Annotated in this window: 14 protein-coding genes; 5 read left to right on the plus strand and 9 right to left on the minus strand. The window is 47.3% G+C overall.

The window, feature by feature from the left end; translation table 11 throughout:
* Positions 1-108: 108 nt before the first annotated feature.
* From H8K52_RS07090 to H8K52_RS07100, 3 genes are all read right to left on the minus strand, one after another.
* On the minus strand, positions 109-1,104 hold the full coding sequence (locus H8K52_RS07090; RefSeq protein ID WP_186922187.1) for a BMP family lipoprotein: 996 nt from the start codon (positions 1,102-1,104) through the stop codon (positions 109-111).
* 94 nt (positions 1,105-1,198) lie between these two features.
* Positions 1,199-2,119, minus strand: a complete 921-nt coding sequence (gene rbsK / locus H8K52_RS07095) for a ribokinase (protein ID WP_186922188.1) — start codon at positions 2,117-2,119, stop codon at positions 1,199-1,201.
* A 47-nt stretch (positions 2,120-2,166) separates the two neighbouring features.
* Positions 2,167-2,790 (minus strand): uridine kinase family protein, encoded by a 624-nt coding sequence (locus tag H8K52_RS07100; protein ID WP_186922189.1) that lies wholly within the window; start codon positions 2,788-2,790, stop codon positions 2,167-2,169.
* Between the two features lie 500 nt (positions 2,791-3,290).
* On the opposite strand from H8K52_RS07100, the gene H8K52_RS07105 reads away from it, so the two are divergent.
* The 5 genes from H8K52_RS07105 to H8K52_RS07125 all read left to right on the plus strand — a co-directional run bounded on the left by H8K52_RS07105 (position 3,291) and on the right by H8K52_RS07125 (position 11,614).
* The gene (locus tag H8K52_RS07105) at positions 3,291-6,977 is read left to right on the plus strand and encodes a PAS domain S-box protein (protein WP_186922190.1); all 3,687 of its coding nucleotides are present in this window, start codon (positions 3,291-3,293) and stop codon (positions 6,975-6,977) included.
* On the plus strand, positions 6,974-7,978 hold the full coding sequence (locus tag H8K52_RS07110) for a response regulator (protein ID WP_186922191.1): 1,005 nt from the start codon (positions 6,974-6,976) through the stop codon (positions 7,976-7,978). Before H8K52_RS07105 ends, H8K52_RS07110 begins: the two co-directional genes overlap by 4 nt.
* Positions 7,979-8,165: 187 nt before the next feature.
* Positions 8,166-8,774 carry a hypothetical protein gene (locus H8K52_RS07115; RefSeq protein ID WP_186922192.1) on the plus strand — a complete coding sequence of 203 codons (609 nt, stop codon included), beginning with the start codon at positions 8,166-8,168 and terminating at the stop codon, positions 8,772-8,774.
* 115 nt (positions 8,775-8,889) lie between these two features.
* A complete protein-coding gene (locus tag H8K52_RS07120; protein WP_186922193.1) occupies positions 8,890-9,939 on the plus strand; it encodes a nucleoside hydrolase in 1,050 nt (349 codons plus the stop codon).
* A 52-nt stretch (positions 9,940-9,991) separates the two neighbouring features.
* Positions 9,992-11,614, plus strand: a complete 1,623-nt coding sequence (locus H8K52_RS07125) for a hypothetical protein (RefSeq protein WP_186922194.1) — start codon at positions 9,992-9,994, stop codon at positions 11,612-11,614.
* Between the two features lie 90 nt (positions 11,615-11,704).
* On the opposite strand, the gene H8K52_RS07130 is transcribed toward H8K52_RS07125, so the two are convergent.
* The 6 genes from H8K52_RS07130 to H8K52_RS07155 form a co-directional block, all read right to left on the minus strand.
* Positions 11,705-12,238: a manganese efflux pump MntP gene (locus tag H8K52_RS07130; protein ID WP_186922195.1), complete on the minus strand. Its 534-nt coding sequence runs from the start codon at positions 12,236-12,238 to the stop codon at positions 11,705-11,707.
* A 207-nt stretch (positions 12,239-12,445) separates the two neighbouring features.
* Complete coding sequence (locus H8K52_RS07135) at positions 12,446-13,075, minus strand: Vat family streptogramin A O-acetyltransferase (protein ID WP_186922196.1); 630 nt, start codon at positions 13,073-13,075, stop codon at positions 12,446-12,448.
* Between the two features lie 316 nt (positions 13,076-13,391).
* The gene (locus H8K52_RS07140) at positions 13,392-13,970 is read right to left on the minus strand and encodes a cold shock domain-containing protein (RefSeq protein ID WP_186922197.1); all 579 of its coding nucleotides are present in this window, start codon (positions 13,968-13,970) and stop codon (positions 13,392-13,394) included.
* A 221-nt stretch (positions 13,971-14,191) separates the two neighbouring features.
* On the minus strand, positions 14,192-14,776 hold the full coding sequence (locus tag H8K52_RS07145; RefSeq protein ID WP_186922198.1) for a class I SAM-dependent methyltransferase: 585 nt from the start codon (positions 14,774-14,776) through the stop codon (positions 14,192-14,194).
* A 46-nt stretch (positions 14,777-14,822) separates the two neighbouring features.
* Entirely contained in the window at positions 14,823-15,158 is a 336-nt protein-coding gene (locus tag H8K52_RS07150) for a hypothetical protein (protein ID WP_186922199.1), read from the minus strand.
* An 83-nt stretch (positions 15,159-15,241) separates the two neighbouring features.
* Complete coding sequence (locus tag H8K52_RS07155) at positions 15,242-15,733, minus strand: hypothetical protein (RefSeq protein WP_186922200.1); 492 nt, start codon at positions 15,731-15,733, stop codon at positions 15,242-15,244.
* Positions 15,734-15,867 lie beyond the last annotated feature (134 nt).

Below are 15,867 nucleotides of genomic sequence, written 5' to 3' on the forward strand. Positions count from 1 at the left end.
CGCGGTGAGTCACTCACAAACTTTGTCGATAAGACAGCAGATTCGCAGGAAATGAATTTGGATAAAGTAAAGCCGCAGCGTCATTACAGACTGCGGCTTAGCACGTGCTTACAGAGGACAACGGCTTGCTTCACGGTAGTCGATCACTTTGACTTTCCCGTTTAAGATATCTTGTTTGGCCGTGTTAACGCGCTTCTCGATTTCTGGCGTGATCAAGCTGCGATTGTCTTTATCGAGCGCCCAATCAACACCACCTTCTTTCAGACCTAAATTCGACACACCAGCTTTCCAAGTGCCGTTTTTCATCTGCATGAAGCTATCGTAAATCGCGTTATCAACACGCTTGACCATCGAGGTTAACATCACCCCAGGAAACAAATAATTTTGATTGGAGTCGACCCCAATCGCCATCTTGCCTTTTTCTTTCACAGCCTGTAGTGCGCCCATGCCACTACCGCCTGCAGCAGCAAAAATCACATCGACACCGCGCTCCATTTGGGCACGCGCCAACTCACCGCCTTTGGCTGGATCATTCCAAGCTGTCGCCGTAGTACCGACCACATTTTGTGCGACATCGACTTTCGCATCGACCGATTTAGCACCCTGGGTGTAACCGCACACAAACGCCCGAATCAAAGGAATGTCAATACCACCGATGAAGCCTAATTTTTTTGACTTCGACGCCATAGCTGCTGCCACGCCAACCAAGTAAGAGCCTTCTTGTTCCTTAAACAAAATTGAGCTGACGTTAGCCCCATTTGCACTACCATCCACGATCAGAAATTTAGTCTTAGGGAATTCTTTCGCCACGGTTTGCACTTGCTGCGCATGGGTAAAACCAATCGCCGCGATCAAATCGATTCCCTTACGTGCCAAATTACGCAATACCTGTTCGCCCTGCGCATTGCTCATTACTTGCACGTCAATATAAGAAATCTTAGTATCTTTTTTGAAGCGCTCTGCACCTTCATAAGCAGACTGGTTAAAGGAACGATCAAACTTACCACCCGCATCATAGACCAACGCGTACTTAGGCTGATTCGCGAAGGCTAAGCCCGATGCGGTAAAAAGAACACTGAACAGTAATGATGTATGCAATTTCATTTTTGGATAACTCCTGATTAGCTTGATTAGCTTGGTTCGTCAGGTCAGCTTTGTTAGCGGATCTGGTTACTTTAATTAGCACAAAATTTGAGCATCAACTCATAGTAAAAAACCGCTCGACCTCGTCCCTATAAGGTATCGACGTCTGGGCACCGAATTTAGTTACAGCTAAGGCAGCGGCACTTTGCGCAAACATACATGCGGCCCGTAATTCCATTCCTTCTGCAATCGCCACAGCGAGACTTCCGACAAACGTATCACCAGCCGCCGTGGTATCAACTACCTCCACTTTCCGCGCTGGCAAACAATAACTATCGTCGGTGCTTCTCACCCACATTCCCAAGGCGCCTAAAGTAATCAATACAACTTTGGCACCGCGCTGCTGTAGTCGAGCCGCAGCTTCATTGGCGTTGGATAAATCCACCGTCGTTAACCCACTCAATAGCGCGGCTTCTGTTTCATTTACAACCAGATAATCGACACAGGCGAAAACCTCATCGCTCAAAGGTCGCGCTGGTGCTGGATTCAATACCACTTTCACGCCCGCCTGTCTGGCACTACGAATCGCAGCAATGACAGTGTCTAATGGCGTTTCCAGTTGGCATAATAGCAGTTTAGCCTGCGCAATAGTGCTCGCCGCTCGCCCGATATCACTCGGATCAAGTAGAGCATTCGCTCCAGTTGCCAATACAATACAATTTTCACCACCGTCATCGAGCAGAATTCCTGCCACACCGGTTGCGCAATCCTTTGTCCTACGAACATTTTGTAAGTCGATGTGATCTTGCCCGAGAGCCTGCAAGCAACTCTGTCCATTGACATCATCACCAACGCAAGCAATCAATGCGACCGCAGCACCCATACGCGCTGCCGCTACCGCCTGATTTGCCCCCTTGCCTCCGTGGATCTGCTGAAAGCTATGTCCCATCAAGGTTTCACCGGGCACAGGCATACGCGGGGTTTTAAAAACCAGATCCACATTGACACTTCCTACAACAGCGATCTGCGGCTTCATAGCATCCTCATCGATTAGTCACGTCGTCTTACTTGAACCACAGGTACCTAGCGGGCTTGGCTAATTTTCGATTTCAAAAATACACCAAGCATTTCCAAACCTTTATCAAATCCATGATTGTTGGGAATCACCAGATCCGCATTACTGCGATGCGGCAGTATGTATTTCTCAAATGCCGGTTGATGATGATTACTCAGACGATATAACACATCATTCTGATCATAGCCACGCTCGACTGCATCGCGCTGCACCCGACGGTAGCGTCGATGATGCTCTTCCGCATCGATAAATACTTTCAGATCAATGATGTCGTACAAAGCTGGATTATGCAAAGCATAGATGCCTTCGAGTAAAACAACAGGTGCGGCAGGAATATGAAAAATCCTCGGTTCCACCTCAGCATTATTAAATGTATATTCCTTAATCTCCAAGTTTTGACCATCACGCAAACGCAATACGTCTTGATAAAACTTATCAAGATCAAGCGACGATGGGATGTCAAAATTTTCAATCCGATTTTCGTCTTTTGACTGCTGATCAATCGACTTGTAATAATTATCTTGAGACAGCAATGCCACGCTGTCTGCTGGCATCAATGCTAGCAAAGAGTTAATAAATGTAGTCTTGCCACTGCCACTACCTCCAGTAATTCCGACGAGATATGGTTTCATTGATTTAGTACCTATTCTTAAATAAAAAAAATCAACTAAGTATAAAACTCTTAGTTGATCATTATTGTGCACACATTTTCTAAGCCGATATTATCGCCGCAAATAGCATTCAGAACAAAATTGCTTCGCATGCGCGATGATAATTCAGAGCTTGTCGTTGCTAGATTGCCGATTAAAAACAATAAAATCTACTCAAAAAAACCATCCTCATGTTCGAACGCAAACAACTTCCAGAAAATGATGCAAATGATGTCAGACTCACTCACATCGAAAAATAAAACCGACCAGAAAAAAAGTCATTGAGCAAGTACATCAATTACTTCACCATCAACATTGGAACAACATGTCGCATTTCTAGCATTGTAAGTCAGCGGACCTCGAAGGTATCACTGCATCCATGCAAGAATAGGTAGAATACTTCAGCTAATTGCCATTTTTTCGGGCCAGCTAGTTACCCAGAAGTCGACACGTCACCCATCAATTAAATAGATAAATTCGCCATGCGACTCACGCAATTATTTTTAACTGATAGCCAAGCATTAAGTCTGCTAACTGGCGACTATGATCTCCCCTTAGTCGCCTTATCGTTATTCGTCGCCGTACTGGCTGGCATGATGGCTTTTCAGCTAGCTGGCTTGGCACGAACTGAAAAGCGTTCTTTGCAAAGACAAATCTATCTCGTCTCAGGCGCTTTTGTGCTGGGCTCTGGAGTCTGGTCCATGCACTTTATCGGCATGCTTGCGTTTAGTGTTTGCAGTACCGCGCGTTATGACAAATTGATCACCGTATTATCAATGCTGCCCAGCTTTCTGGCTTCCTGGATTGCGCTACTACTCATTGCCAAAGAAAGAGTCACACGCTGGCAATTAATTGTCAGCGGTATTTTAGTTGGCGCAGGGATCGGCATTATGCATTACAGCGGCATGGCTGCCGTACATAAATCGTTGATCTTACGGTTTGACCCCACCCTATTTGCCATCTCTATTGTGGTTGCGGTCGCGCTCGCGGTACTCGCTTTGTGGCTACGTTTCAAGCTCATTGAACATAAGCGCTTCAATCAGGCACAAATCAATATAGTGAGCGGAACCGTGTTGGGCATAGCGATTACCGGGATGCACTATACCGGCATGAAGGCCACCCATTTTCTAGTCAATACAGCGTCAAATCTAGCGCCAGTTTCTAATGTCGAACTCGCATGGTCGATTGCCGGCATCACCGTCCTAGCAATTCTGATTACTGGCGCTGGCAATGCGTTGTTACGGTACCGCAGTATCTACCAACGGATGGTACAAACCGAAGCACGCACACGCACCATCGTTGATACCGCAGTTGATGGCATTATCACGATCGATAGCAAGGGAATTGTCCGTGATTTCAACAGCGCAGCCGAGCACATCTTTGGATGGCGTTCAGATCAGGTCGTCGGCAATAATATCCGTATGTTGATGCCTGAACCGCAGCGCGGACAACACGATAGTTATCTACAAAATTATCTACGTACGAATCAGGCCAAAATCATTGGCTCTGGGCGTGAAGTGATAGGCCTACGCAAAGATGGCAGCAGCTTTCCCCTACGACTGGCAATCGGGGAAGCGCTACTGCAGAACGAAACATTGTTTGTCGGCTTCATCACCGATATCAGTAAGCGCAAACAAATGGAAGAAGCATTGCGCAATAGTGAGAAACAGTATCGCTCCTTAATTAGCAATTTACCGGGCGTTGCCTTCCGCTGTCGTCACGACAACGATTGGAGCATGCTGTTTGTCAGTGACGCGGTGGAAAGTCTGACCGGCTGGCCACCGTCAGATTTTGTGGCGGGTCATAAAACCTTCGCGCAACTATTGCACCCCGATGATCGCGAATGGACGGCAAACAAGGTCAAAGAAAAGCTGGAGACCGATAAGGCCTATATGATTGAATACCGCTTAATTGACCGCGCGGGACGTGAGCATTGGGTTTCAGAAAGCGCCAGTGGCGTACGCGACGAACAAGGCGAGATTGAATGGATAGACGGTTTCATCATCGACATCACCGACAGTAAGCGCCGCAACGCTGAGTTTGAAGGCGTGGTCAATGCGATCGGGCGCTCACTGGCGGTGGCTGAATTTGATTTGTTTGGCACCATACTGCACGCCAATCAGAATTTTTTAACGACCACCGGATACACACTGGAGGAACTGGTTGGCCGTCATCATTCGGTTCTGTGCGACCCCAACGAAGTCGCTTCTAGCAGTTATCAGGAACAATGGGAAACTCTGCGTCACGGCCGCCATACCTCCGGCGAATTCTATCGCCTTGGCAAAGATGGCAAAGAAATTTGGATACACGGGACCTACAACCCCATCTTCGATCCTGAGGGACGTCCATACAAAATCATCAAATTCGCCAGCGATCTCTCAGCACGACACAAAATGGAACAAGATCTGCGCGAGGCCAAAGCACGTGCAGAACAAGCGGCAGCGGCAAAGAATACCTTCCTCGCCAATATGAGTCATGAAATCCGTACGCCGATGAACGCCGTGATCGGCTTTACCGAGGTTTTACTCAATGAACCGGCAACCGATACCCAACGTCGCCACCTGACCACGGTGCGCAATTCAGCTCGCTCGCTACTGACTTTACTGAACGACATTCTCGATACGGCAAAACTAGAACACGGTGCTGTCGAGTTAGAAATCAAAGATTTCTCGCTGCGCGAATTATGCATGCAGGTATTAGCAACCCTACGTATCAATGCCCAGGTCAAGGGCCTACCTCTGATATTAGACTACCCGGAAACGATACCCGACTATTTTCAAGGTGATGCATTGCGGATTCAGCAGATCCTGCTCAATCTGATTGGCAATGCGATTAAGTTTACCGAGCATGGTCAGGTCGTTTTGCATATCGATATGCAGCAACGTCAAATACACTTGTGCGTACAAGATACGGGCATTGGCATCGCTGCTGATCGACTACAACATATCTTTGATCCATTTGCACAAGCCGATGCTTCGATGAGCAGACGATTTGGCGGCACCGGTTTGGGTACCACTATTGCACGACAGTTGATCGAATTAATGGGCGGTACTATTTGGGTCGAAAGTGAAGTTGGCGTAGGCAGTCAATTCCATGTTGAGTTACCGCTGGCACTAGGCGCTGCCGTACCATCGACGGAGGAACAAGTGGTGATAGAGCTGCCACCGCTGAAGATTTTGGCAGCAGACGATGTGCCACAAAATCTGGAGCTACTACAACTAATGCTCAGCCGTCTTGGTCACACTCTCACGACCGCCACCAACGGTGCCGAAGCTGTCAATATGTTCACCCTCGAACACTTTGACATTGTGTTGATGGACGTGCAAATGCCGATCGTCAACGGCCTAGAAGCCAGTCAGGCTATCCGTCAGTTTGAGGCACAGCAACACCGCACGCCAACCCCGATCATCGCGTTCTCTGCCAGTGTCTTGGAAGCCGACGTCAAAGCCGCACTCGCGGCAGGCATGGATGGCTTTGCGCATAAGCCGATCGATCTTTTGCGCTTGACGCAAGAGATCGCGCGCTTACTGCAGATACAGCCCAAACTGAAATCGATTATCACCGAACAATCGAGAGGCACACATGCAGTGCAAGGATCTGTCATTGATTGGACCCAAGGACAACGTCTATGGGGCAGCGAACAGCGTCATCGCACCGCAATTCATCAGTTCATCATCGAATATCGCGATAGCGTGCCGCGCTTACGTCAACTACTAAACCAAGCTGACCAACTGGCTGCACAAATACATAAACTCAAAGGCGCTGCAGGTAATTTAGCCTTGTCACGTGTTGCCAACGTCTGCCATGCCATCGAGAGCGCATTAAGCGCTAACAATACGACTGAACAAGCCGCCCTGCTGGATCGCCTTGCAGATGAATTAATGAACATCAGCGACGCCCTAGGCGGAGTCCTTGGGATCAACAAAGGCGAGGTTGACGATAGCGCGGCAATGGATACTGCACAACTACTGCCACTACTCGATGAATTAGATCAAGCGTTGGCGCACGGCGAGTTGGCCGAAGAGGTACTTGCCACACTAGCGTCGATACTACCCGCAGCAGATTTTAATGCCCTCGATCAGACCGTCAATGCTTTTGATTTTGACGCAGCAAGGCTCGTGGTTATAGACTTACAGCATCACTACCGCGCAAAAGGAAATGCCGTATGAGACAACAAGACGAACGCCCTAAAATTTTAGTGGTTGATGACGCACCGACCAATCTGCAGATTTTAAGACAAGTGCTGCATGATGATTATCGGCTCTTGTTTGCACTCGATGGCGACAAGGCACTCAAACTGGCCCAAGAGGAATTACCGAATCTGATTTTGCTCGACGTCATGATGCCCGGATTAACCGGCTTGGAGACCTGCCAACAACTTAAAGCCAACCCAGCGACCAAAGCCATTCCAGTTATTTTTGTGACTGCACTGAGTGATGCCAGCGATGAATCCGCCGGCTTCGCTGTCGGTGCCGTTGACTACATTACCAAACCTATCAGCCCACCCGTCGTCCGCGCCAGAGTCAAAACCCATCTATCTTTAGTGGATGTGAATGAGTTGCACAAGACACGGTTGCAGATCATTCAATGTCTCGGGCGTGCAGCCGAATATCGTGATAATGAAACTGGCTTGCATGTGATCCGCATGAGCCACTATTCGCGCATCTTGGCGCTCGCTGCAGGCTTTAGTGAAGCTCAGGCAGATTTACTGTTCAACGCCGCGCCTATGCATGATATTGGCAAAATAGGCACCCCGGATCATGTGTTACTCAAGCCCGGTAAACTAGATCAAGACGAATGGACGCTCATGCAGAAACACGTGCTTATGGGCGCGGAAATTTTGGGCGAACATGATTCCCCTTTACTACAAATGGCGCGACTAATCGCCCTCTATCATCATGAAAAATTTGACGGCAGCGGCTATCCACATCGTGTTAGCGGGACAGCGATTCCAATAGAAGCACGCATCGTCGCAATCGCCGATGTGTTTGATGCTCTGACCTCGATACGTCCTTACAAAAAGGCTTGGGAAGTGGCAGACGCTGTCGACCTTTTACGCAGCGAGAAAGGTAAACATTTTGATCCTGAGCTGGTCGATCTGTTCATCGATCAACTGCCATCCATTGTCGAAATTAAGGAAAAATATGCGGAGGACAATGCGCCTCAATAGCATTTGGCACCTGTGACGACTTACAGGTAATTAACATGTAAGTCATGCAAACAACAATTTAATTTACAGTAATAATTCGTTTTTCCTCTGTCGTTTCCTCCAGTTCCGTGCTGGCACAAAGATTGCTATTTAGAGTAGAGAATTCAAACAAGAACTCTATTCAACATTCAACTTGGAGGAAATCAAGATGCAAACCAACTCACATCGAGTATTGGCCAGCTTACTAGCGTCAGTTAACTTTATCGGTCTGACCGCTGCGAGCTATGACACTAACGCACAAACGCCATCAGCACCAAAGTCAATTAAAACACTGTCCGCGACAGCACAAAAATACCAACAAATGTGTCAAACAGCTGGTGGCTATTTTCAAACCGGCACTGTCAACACGCCACCAAACAGTGACTATCCGCAAGTTACCAATTACAAGTCGGGCAAAAAACTGAATGGCATCCCGCTCTCACATACCCATATAGAAATCACCTCAAGTATCGATGGCAATGTCTATGACGTCGCCATTGATAATGTGTTTGCCAGCGACTACAGCAAGAACAAATACGTGGTACCAGCCTCCTACGTTAAAGGCATCATTGGTGGAGGCACACTGTATTTATGCAGCGGTAATCCAGCCAAAGTTCCCTACGCAGAATCCGAAGGAAAAGCACAATCAGGTTTTGATTGGGTGCACACCAACTGCGCGCAAAGTGGCTACCCGAGCACATTTCAAAATGGCTTCATCTATAACGACAAAAATGTGAACCTAACCAATAGCCAAACCTATTGCTATTTGTGGCCGTAAGCGAAATCACTTTACGGTCCTAAACAATTTTCCGTGTCGACTGTGTGATAACTGCCTACTTTGCCCGCTAAGTTGCACAACCTTCTTTTCCCTATTTTTAAAATTAAAGGCCAATATGAAACAACGTACCAAAGTCATTATCGATACCGATGTCGATTTTGATGACTATATGGCGATGGTGTACTTGATGCAAAATCCCGAAGTCGACGTCATTGCGATTTCGGTGACTGGCTGCGGCGCAGCACATTTAAGTAAAGGTGTTAACAATGTCGCTAATCTACTCACCTTGTTTGGCGACAAGGCCCTCACACTACCCGTTTTGCGTGGTGCTAAAGCGCCTATGCGATACAGCAATGTATTTCCCGCCGATGTCAGAACGGGAGCCGACGACCACTACGACGCGCCATTTCCGGCGACCAATCCGTCTCCGCAAATTCACGATGCACAAACATGGCTGCGTAATTTTTTCCTCAACAATGAGGAAAAAATCACCGTACTTTCTATCGGCGGTGGCACCAATTTCGGCCACTTATTTTTGAGCGCACAGAACGATGAGGTACTCACACAAAAACTCAAATCTGGCATAGAAAAAATTGTCATGATGGGCGGGAACATCCTGCCACGCGATATCACCCCAGGTGCAATGGGCAATATCGAAGCCGCCTTGGGTGACAATGTGTACTACCAAAATACGGTGGCGGAATGGAATATTTTCATTGATCCGCTAGGCGCAAAAATCATGTTTGAATTTGGCGTACCAATTCGCCTGATCGCCCTCAATGCCACGAATGACGTGCCAATAGAACAGTCGTTTGTGGATGAATTAAACGCCATCAATACGCCACAAGCTCAGTTTTTAAGTGCGGTCTTAGCCTATCCCGCCAACGCCGCTGGAATCGGCACATTCCTCTCGTTTTGGGATCCGCTCGCTGCCTGCACCATCACTGCCCCCGACCTCGTCACTACCGAGACATTCCAACTTTTGGTGTGGCAAGAACTCGATGAGGAAGATGATCAATCTGCCAGCCTAATCGTCGATACCGTCAATGGTACAGCCATCGACGTTGCCATCGCCGCATTCAAAGACGCGGTCTATGCCGAGTATTTGCGGGTACTCCGCTTACCACTGCCGGATACCAAATCTAGCTGTCCTGCAAAGTCATAACTCAGACAAATTCGTCACCTTTTACAACCCAACATCAAGGAGTCAACCCATCATGAAACGACTAATACAAGCAAGCATTCTGAGCCTAGCTGGCATTTCCAGCCTGTCTGTCGCCGCTACCAACACACCACAGAAACCGGTCAACACCTGTAGTGGTACCTATCCTAGCTATTGGCAAGATATCGCACCCAAGTTCGCTGACATGTGGAAAGGCCAGGACATCAGCAATGCCCCAAGCGGCGCTTACACTGGTCCCATCTTTAAACTCTCGGATGACTACCCGCGTCAACCTGTCGACGACAAAGCCAATCAACCATGGCGTGCGGCTAAATTTGACGCCATGTTTGATCCTGCCACCAGTCAAGATAAGAAAGCTAAATTAGCCAAAGAATACGCATGGCTAGTTTATAACTATGCGTTGGCAGGCAATATTAACCGCCTCACACAAACTGATTTTGATGTTTGTGAAAATCCAGTACGTCCTTGGTATCACATCGCATTTCAAACTTATGATCCACTCAGTGGCCGTGAATTTATTCATGGCTTAACTCGTGAAGCGCCGGTCACCTTCTCCATTAAATCTGGCACGGGATCGGCCGCTACCACGATGTGGGCAGTGGCGATTTACAACAGCACCGCTGCCTATACTTTGGGTAAAGTATGGCAAAAAGATGGCACCGCCAAAGTCCCAACCGCCAACATCCGTTTTGACGAAGGCGCTGTGATCGCCAAGCCCTTATTCAACACCGCGACCCTCGATCAATTGCCTGTATTAGCAAATATGCCGATGTGGAATGCCAACATTTCAGATCCGACTTTTTGTGCAACGCCAGATACGGCGACCATGGTGGAGCAATCGCAAATGTGCCCGCGCAATTACGCCAAATGGAACGACGTCAGACTAATGCAATTTGATATTTCCGTATCCGACAAGCGCGCCAAAGGCACGGGTTGGGTATATGGCACTTTCGTCGCCGACGGGCGTCGTAAAGCGAATGTCAAAGATCAATGGCAACGCGTTAGTTTGCTAGGTTTGATGTGGGGTAACGACACGCCGCCAGCAGGTCAATTGGCCTACAACTATCCTGCAGATCCACGCAAAAATGGCTTTAAAGAAGAAGTGATCTTTTGGGATGTGGCGGATGAATTAAATTCCTTCGGCGGCACCGGTATGGTGCAACGCATGGGGCACTTGGGTTCCAACCATCGCTTAAATGGTCCGGCTGACAACGCCAATAGTTCCTGCATGTCTTGCCATGGTAGCGCCTCAGTTCCAGATTCCACGTTTACCACACCACCATTATTAGCGCAATTTTCCGGCATGACGAAACAGTCCGTGGCACTGATTAATGGTTTAAAAACACGCGGTTTAGATCGCAGCGGCGCCGTCGCCACAGAAAATAATGGCGTAACGTTTTCAGAAATGGACGCCATCTATTTCGCCAATGTGATGGCAGGTACCTCGTTCAACATGACCACACCTAGCGGCAAAAACGTCATGGGTGACGGGGTACCAGCATATCCAGATCCAAACCAAAAAAATTGGATTTCACTCGACTACTCTTTGCAACTATCGATGTCCCTGAAGCAGTGGATGCAATGGCAAAAAGATTCGATTGCGCAAACCCCTGCCGAAAATCGCAAATTCGTTAAAGCACTACGCCGTGCGCAATAACACACGATCGCAATCTCGTTAAGATGGCGAACAGGGCGATTGATTCAGATCATTCCGCCCTGTTTGTTTTTATTGACAATGCAAGGCCAATCAAAAAACAAGAAACTTAATTCCCATTAAAATCAATACCGTGCCACCAAAAATTTCCGCCTTACTTTCCAGCCAAGTTCCACTGCGCTTACCGACGATCACGCCAACAACGCTGAATGCAAAGGTAATCACGCCGATGATGACACAAGCGAGATAAGGGTTGACTGCCAATAAATTCAAACTAAATCCGGCAGCCATCGCATCGATACTCGTGGCAATTGCTAGGGTCAGCAGCATTTTATTCGTGACTTGAGCGATATCCTCTTCGATGCCTTCTTGCAAGCCTTCGTAAATCATCTTGGCACCAATCACCACCAACAAACCAAAAGCGATCCAGTGGGTATAGCCAGCAACCCAACCAAACACGCCTCTGCCACCCCAATAACCAAAAAATGGCATCAGTGCTTGAAACAATCCAAAGAACAAACCTACTCGCAAGGCCAGATTGGGGACATTTTTTTTCGCGCCCAAGCCTATGGAAACAGCAAATGCGTCCATGCTCAGTGCTAGCGCAAGAATGATAACTTCGATCATAGTGTTCTCTTCAATTTGGCGTACTAAGTAAGCCGGCATTATGAAGCATTTTCTACTCAGGTAGTTCGACACTGAACCAGAGCAGTTTCAAAGCTCGTGCACAGCTAAATCGCTTGGTGGATCTCAGCGATCGCTACATCGGCGGCTATGTAAAGATATTCTGAGTGAGGTCTTTGACTTTTCTGGTGAGTGCGAATGGCGTGCTAATTAGCTTTGTGCAAGTGCGTCGATATCAGCGCCAACAATGTGTTTCAATTGCGCCGTGATTTTATCTACTGGCCAATCCCACCATGCAATTTCTTGCAAACGTGCGATCTGATCTGGCTCAAAGCGATACTTGAGCACGCGTGCCGGATTGCCACCGACAATCGCATAAGCAGGTACATCAGCAACCACCACCGAACGAGAGGAAATAATCGCGCCATTACCGATCTTAACACCTGGCATGATAAGAGCGTCATAGCCGATCCACACATCATTTTCAATCAAGGTATCGCCCTTGTAGGGAAGCTCTCCTGCCGCTGGTGCAACCGCCTCCCAACCACCACCAAAGATCTGAAATGGATAAGTCGAGATGCCAGACATTTTGTGATTAGCGCCATTCATGATGAATTTAACACCGCGTGCGATGGCACAAAATTTTCCTATTCGCAGGCGATCGCCAATGAAAGAAAAATGGTAGAGCACACTATCTTCAAAATTCTCAGCTTGCTCCGGATCATCGTAATAGGTGTAATCGCCAACAATGATGTTAGGATTTTTGATCACATTTTTTAAAAAACAAACTTGCTTAAAACCTGGCATAGGATGTTTATCGTCTGGATTTGGGCCATGCATGAGGTAGTGTCCTTCACAAAAAATCGGCAGAATCTTTGCAATTCATCTGTTTCAACAACTAATTTATCAGGTCTTCATCGCAAACTTTGAGAGCAGAAACCAAACTTATGATCTAGCATCATTCGTGTGCAACATCCTACGAGAAAATGCAATCACCCGTCGCCATGATTCCACTTTCAAGAAAAATATTTTCTACCTTTATCAGATATTCGGGAAAGCTATATTAGTTTGTGCGATTACGTCACGCAAATCGCATCTAGAAACCAACATTACAACTTATCAAATGACTTCTATTTGCAAATAGTAGATCGCAGCTCTATTTCGCGAATGCTGACGTACATAAAGTCTGTTCGCAAGGTATTTGATCATGATCGCCATCCATTTTGGTGTCGGGGCAATGTTTGAGAAAATAAGTCGCTTCCGCGCAAGATTTCATTTGTGAACAATGCTGACGTCCATCACACCGGTAAATGGATGGCGGTGAAGGAACAGCCACGGAAGTGGCTTCAGTTTCACCTTCCATTGCAACGACTGTAGCTGCGGAGAATGATCGGCGAGAGATTTGATCGTAGGCAAAAACACCAATCAAAACGATGAACAACAATGGAAGCACACGGCTGACTAGGGAGGCTCTGGGCGTCGGCGAATTAGTATGATGTGATGATTGCTTACGGACAGTTGGTGAGCGACCGGGGCACACCAAATTTTTTGCTTCCTTCTTACCATCTTGTCCTACTTCAAATTCAAAACTAAGGACTTCCCCGATGCTTGGCCGCCGTCCATCTTTAGGAAAAGCGGAAATATGCACAAAGATTTCTTGATCACCGTGTTTAGGTGTTATGAATCCAAAACCACGGTCATCATTCCATTTAGTAAGCGTACCTTCGAAGCGCATAAACCGTCCACGCAATCATAAAAATTAAAGCGAAAAACAATAGCATAAGCAAAATTAATCAGCAACAAACCTCAAAAGTTCGCAGGTTGCGGCTGAACGAAGTGAAGCCCAACATGTTCGAGATAATTCCACAGCAACTCAAACTCACCTACCAATGTAATTCAGAAAAAAATTTAGCTTTCGATGACGAGATTTAACGTAACTTTCATTCACGCCCCACATCACGCGATACGCTGTGCTTCGTAATAATGATTCTCACCACGATCAGTATAAGTGGCGATCAAACTTAAACCAGCGGAACGCATACAGTCCTCATAAGCTATTCGTCCCAAGGATTGCGACGTGATTCCCGTGGTCGCGTCATCCCACTGACATGATTGCAGCGGCGCAGTAAACAAAAATCGTCCACCCGGCAACAGCACTTGCGCAACGCGGTGGATCAATTCGACTTGTTCAGTTTCACTCAATAAAAACATCAGCCCTACTGCGAGCACGGCGTCATAAGTCCGCCCAAAGAAATCACTGTCCTGCACCTTAGCGCATTGCACTGGCACATCCGAAAAACGACGCTGAAATTCGGCAACTAAATTTGGTGAGCTTTCAATTGCCCATAAACGCAAACCCGCTTCATGCAGTACGCGGGTGATTGGATAACCACCGCCGCAAGCCAGCTCTAGCACCTCAGCATATTTACTGAGTGTAATGCACCAATGCGCGATCACATCAACGCCAATGTTGGAATGGTCACGCGCGCTTAAGAACTCTTGCGCATGTAGATCGTATGCGGTCGCTGAATCTATGGACATTGTTGGCGTTAGTTTTTAAGAATATTTGGACGTATTTAGTACGTAGCTAGAAGGGTACATGCTTCAGCCATCGAAAGCCAATCAACCCAAGCAGTGCACCAACAAACGCAAGCAAGGCATACAGTTCGCCTGAGCCGCTTGCGATCGCTGCGAGAATCAAACCCGCCACTGAACCAACATCTATCCGGTGCCACGCACCGACCAAAGGTCGGCGCTCGTCGTCGACGAGATACAAGTAAAGCATAGTGACTACAACGACAAAGATTCCGGCGAGTGGACGAACAGGTGCTGGATCGCACCAAGGTCCTGGCAGGAAATGGAATGCGGTAAATATAGCGCCCATAACCGTGGCGAGAGTGAGTTCAAACCAACGCATTTGCATGCGAACGCAACGGTGAGCGGATGGCCGCGCACAAATTAATAAAATACTGAGCCGCATCACGGCCAGTCCGATCGACCATCCTGTTATGAATAGGCTTGCTCATACGACCGCTTAAACTCTGAAAACGTATTGAAAGGAAATTCGCCTTCGCGATGCTCCTTGAAACTTTTCTCTGACATGAGGTCACGAATCTTCTCCATTTGCCGAAGTACACAGATGGAAAATAATTTCAGTTTTACCTCAAAATTCAGGGTTACTAATTTTTGTTTTTCGACGCCATTAATTTGGACACAGTCTGTAATGGATACATCAATTTTGTGGCTTTGTTCTTGGTTACGCTTAATTGACCATTTATATTCACCCGGCTCATCATGCCAGGTAAATTCTGACTCAGTAGCTCCAGCTAACAAATCGATCAAGCTGTTCAGCAAAACCTCAATCGGATTATCGAATATGTGCGTTGGCCCCATCTCGTACATTTTTCCGCCAACAAAGATAAAGCACGTGCTCCACCCATGATTTTCAAGGAAATAGAAAAAATCAACATCGTCAGGATATTTCAACGGGCTATTCATTTTGATTCATAACGAATAGCGTTTATCCGCCGCACCGGAAACGCAAAAATAAGAATCCGCGATCATTGCGGCGGATAAACCTTGTTGGACTGAACCGACTGTGAGTCGATTGATTAAGGGGATTGTATGCGAAT

This window comes from Affinundibacterium seohonense (genome assembly GCF_014284305.1).
GTDB classification, from domain to species: Bacteria; Pseudomonadota; Gammaproteobacteria; order Burkholderiales; family Burkholderiaceae_D; genus Undibacterium; species Undibacterium seohonense.

Excerpts from the sequence above, each read along its gene's own strand:
- H8K52_RS07090 (WP_186922187.1), bottom strand. The coding sequence starts at position 1,104 with ATGAAATTGCATACATCATTACTGTTCAGTGTTCTTTTTACCGCATCG.
- rbsK (WP_186922188.1), bottom strand. The coding sequence starts at position 2,119 with ATGAAGCCGCAGATCGCTGTTGTAGGAAGTGTCAATGTGGATCTGGTT.
- H8K52_RS07100 (WP_186922189.1), bottom strand. The coding sequence starts at position 2,790 with ATGAAACCATATCTCGTCGGAATTACTGGAGGTAGTGGCAGTGGCAAG.
- H8K52_RS07105 (WP_186922190.1), top strand. The coding sequence starts at position 3,291 with ATGCGACTCACGCAATTATTTTTAACTGATAGCCAAGCATTAAGTCTG.
- H8K52_RS07110 (WP_186922191.1), top strand. The coding sequence starts at position 6,974 with ATGAGACAACAAGACGAACGCCCTAAAATTTTAGTGGTTGATGACGCA.
- H8K52_RS07115 (WP_186922192.1), top strand. The coding sequence starts at position 8,166 with ATGCAAACCAACTCACATCGAGTATTGGCCAGCTTACTAGCGTCAGTT.
- H8K52_RS07120 (WP_186922193.1), top strand. The coding sequence starts at position 8,890 with ATGAAACAACGTACCAAAGTCATTATCGATACCGATGTCGATTTTGAT.
- H8K52_RS07125 (WP_186922194.1), top strand. The coding sequence starts at position 9,992 with ATGAAACGACTAATACAAGCAAGCATTCTGAGCCTAGCTGGCATTTCC.
- H8K52_RS07130 (WP_186922195.1), bottom strand. The coding sequence starts at position 12,238 with ATGATCGAAGTTATCATTCTTGCGCTAGCACTGAGCATGGACGCATTT.
- H8K52_RS07135 (WP_186922196.1), bottom strand. The coding sequence starts at position 13,075 with ATGCATGGCCCAAATCCAGACGATAAACATCCTATGCCAGGTTTTAAG.
- H8K52_RS07140 (WP_186922197.1), bottom strand. The coding sequence starts at position 13,970 with ATGCGCTTCGAAGGTACGCTTACTAAATGGAATGATGACCGTGGTTTT.
- H8K52_RS07145 (WP_186922198.1), bottom strand. The coding sequence starts at position 14,776 with ATGTCCATAGATTCAGCGACCGCATACGATCTACATGCGCAAGAGTTC.
- H8K52_RS07150 (WP_186922199.1), bottom strand. The coding sequence starts at position 15,158 with ATGCAAATGCGTTGGTTTGAACTCACTCTCGCCACGGTTATGGGCGCT.
- H8K52_RS07155 (WP_186922200.1), bottom strand. The coding sequence starts at position 15,733 with ATGAATAGCCCGTTGAAATATCCTGACGATGTTGATTTTTTCTATTTC.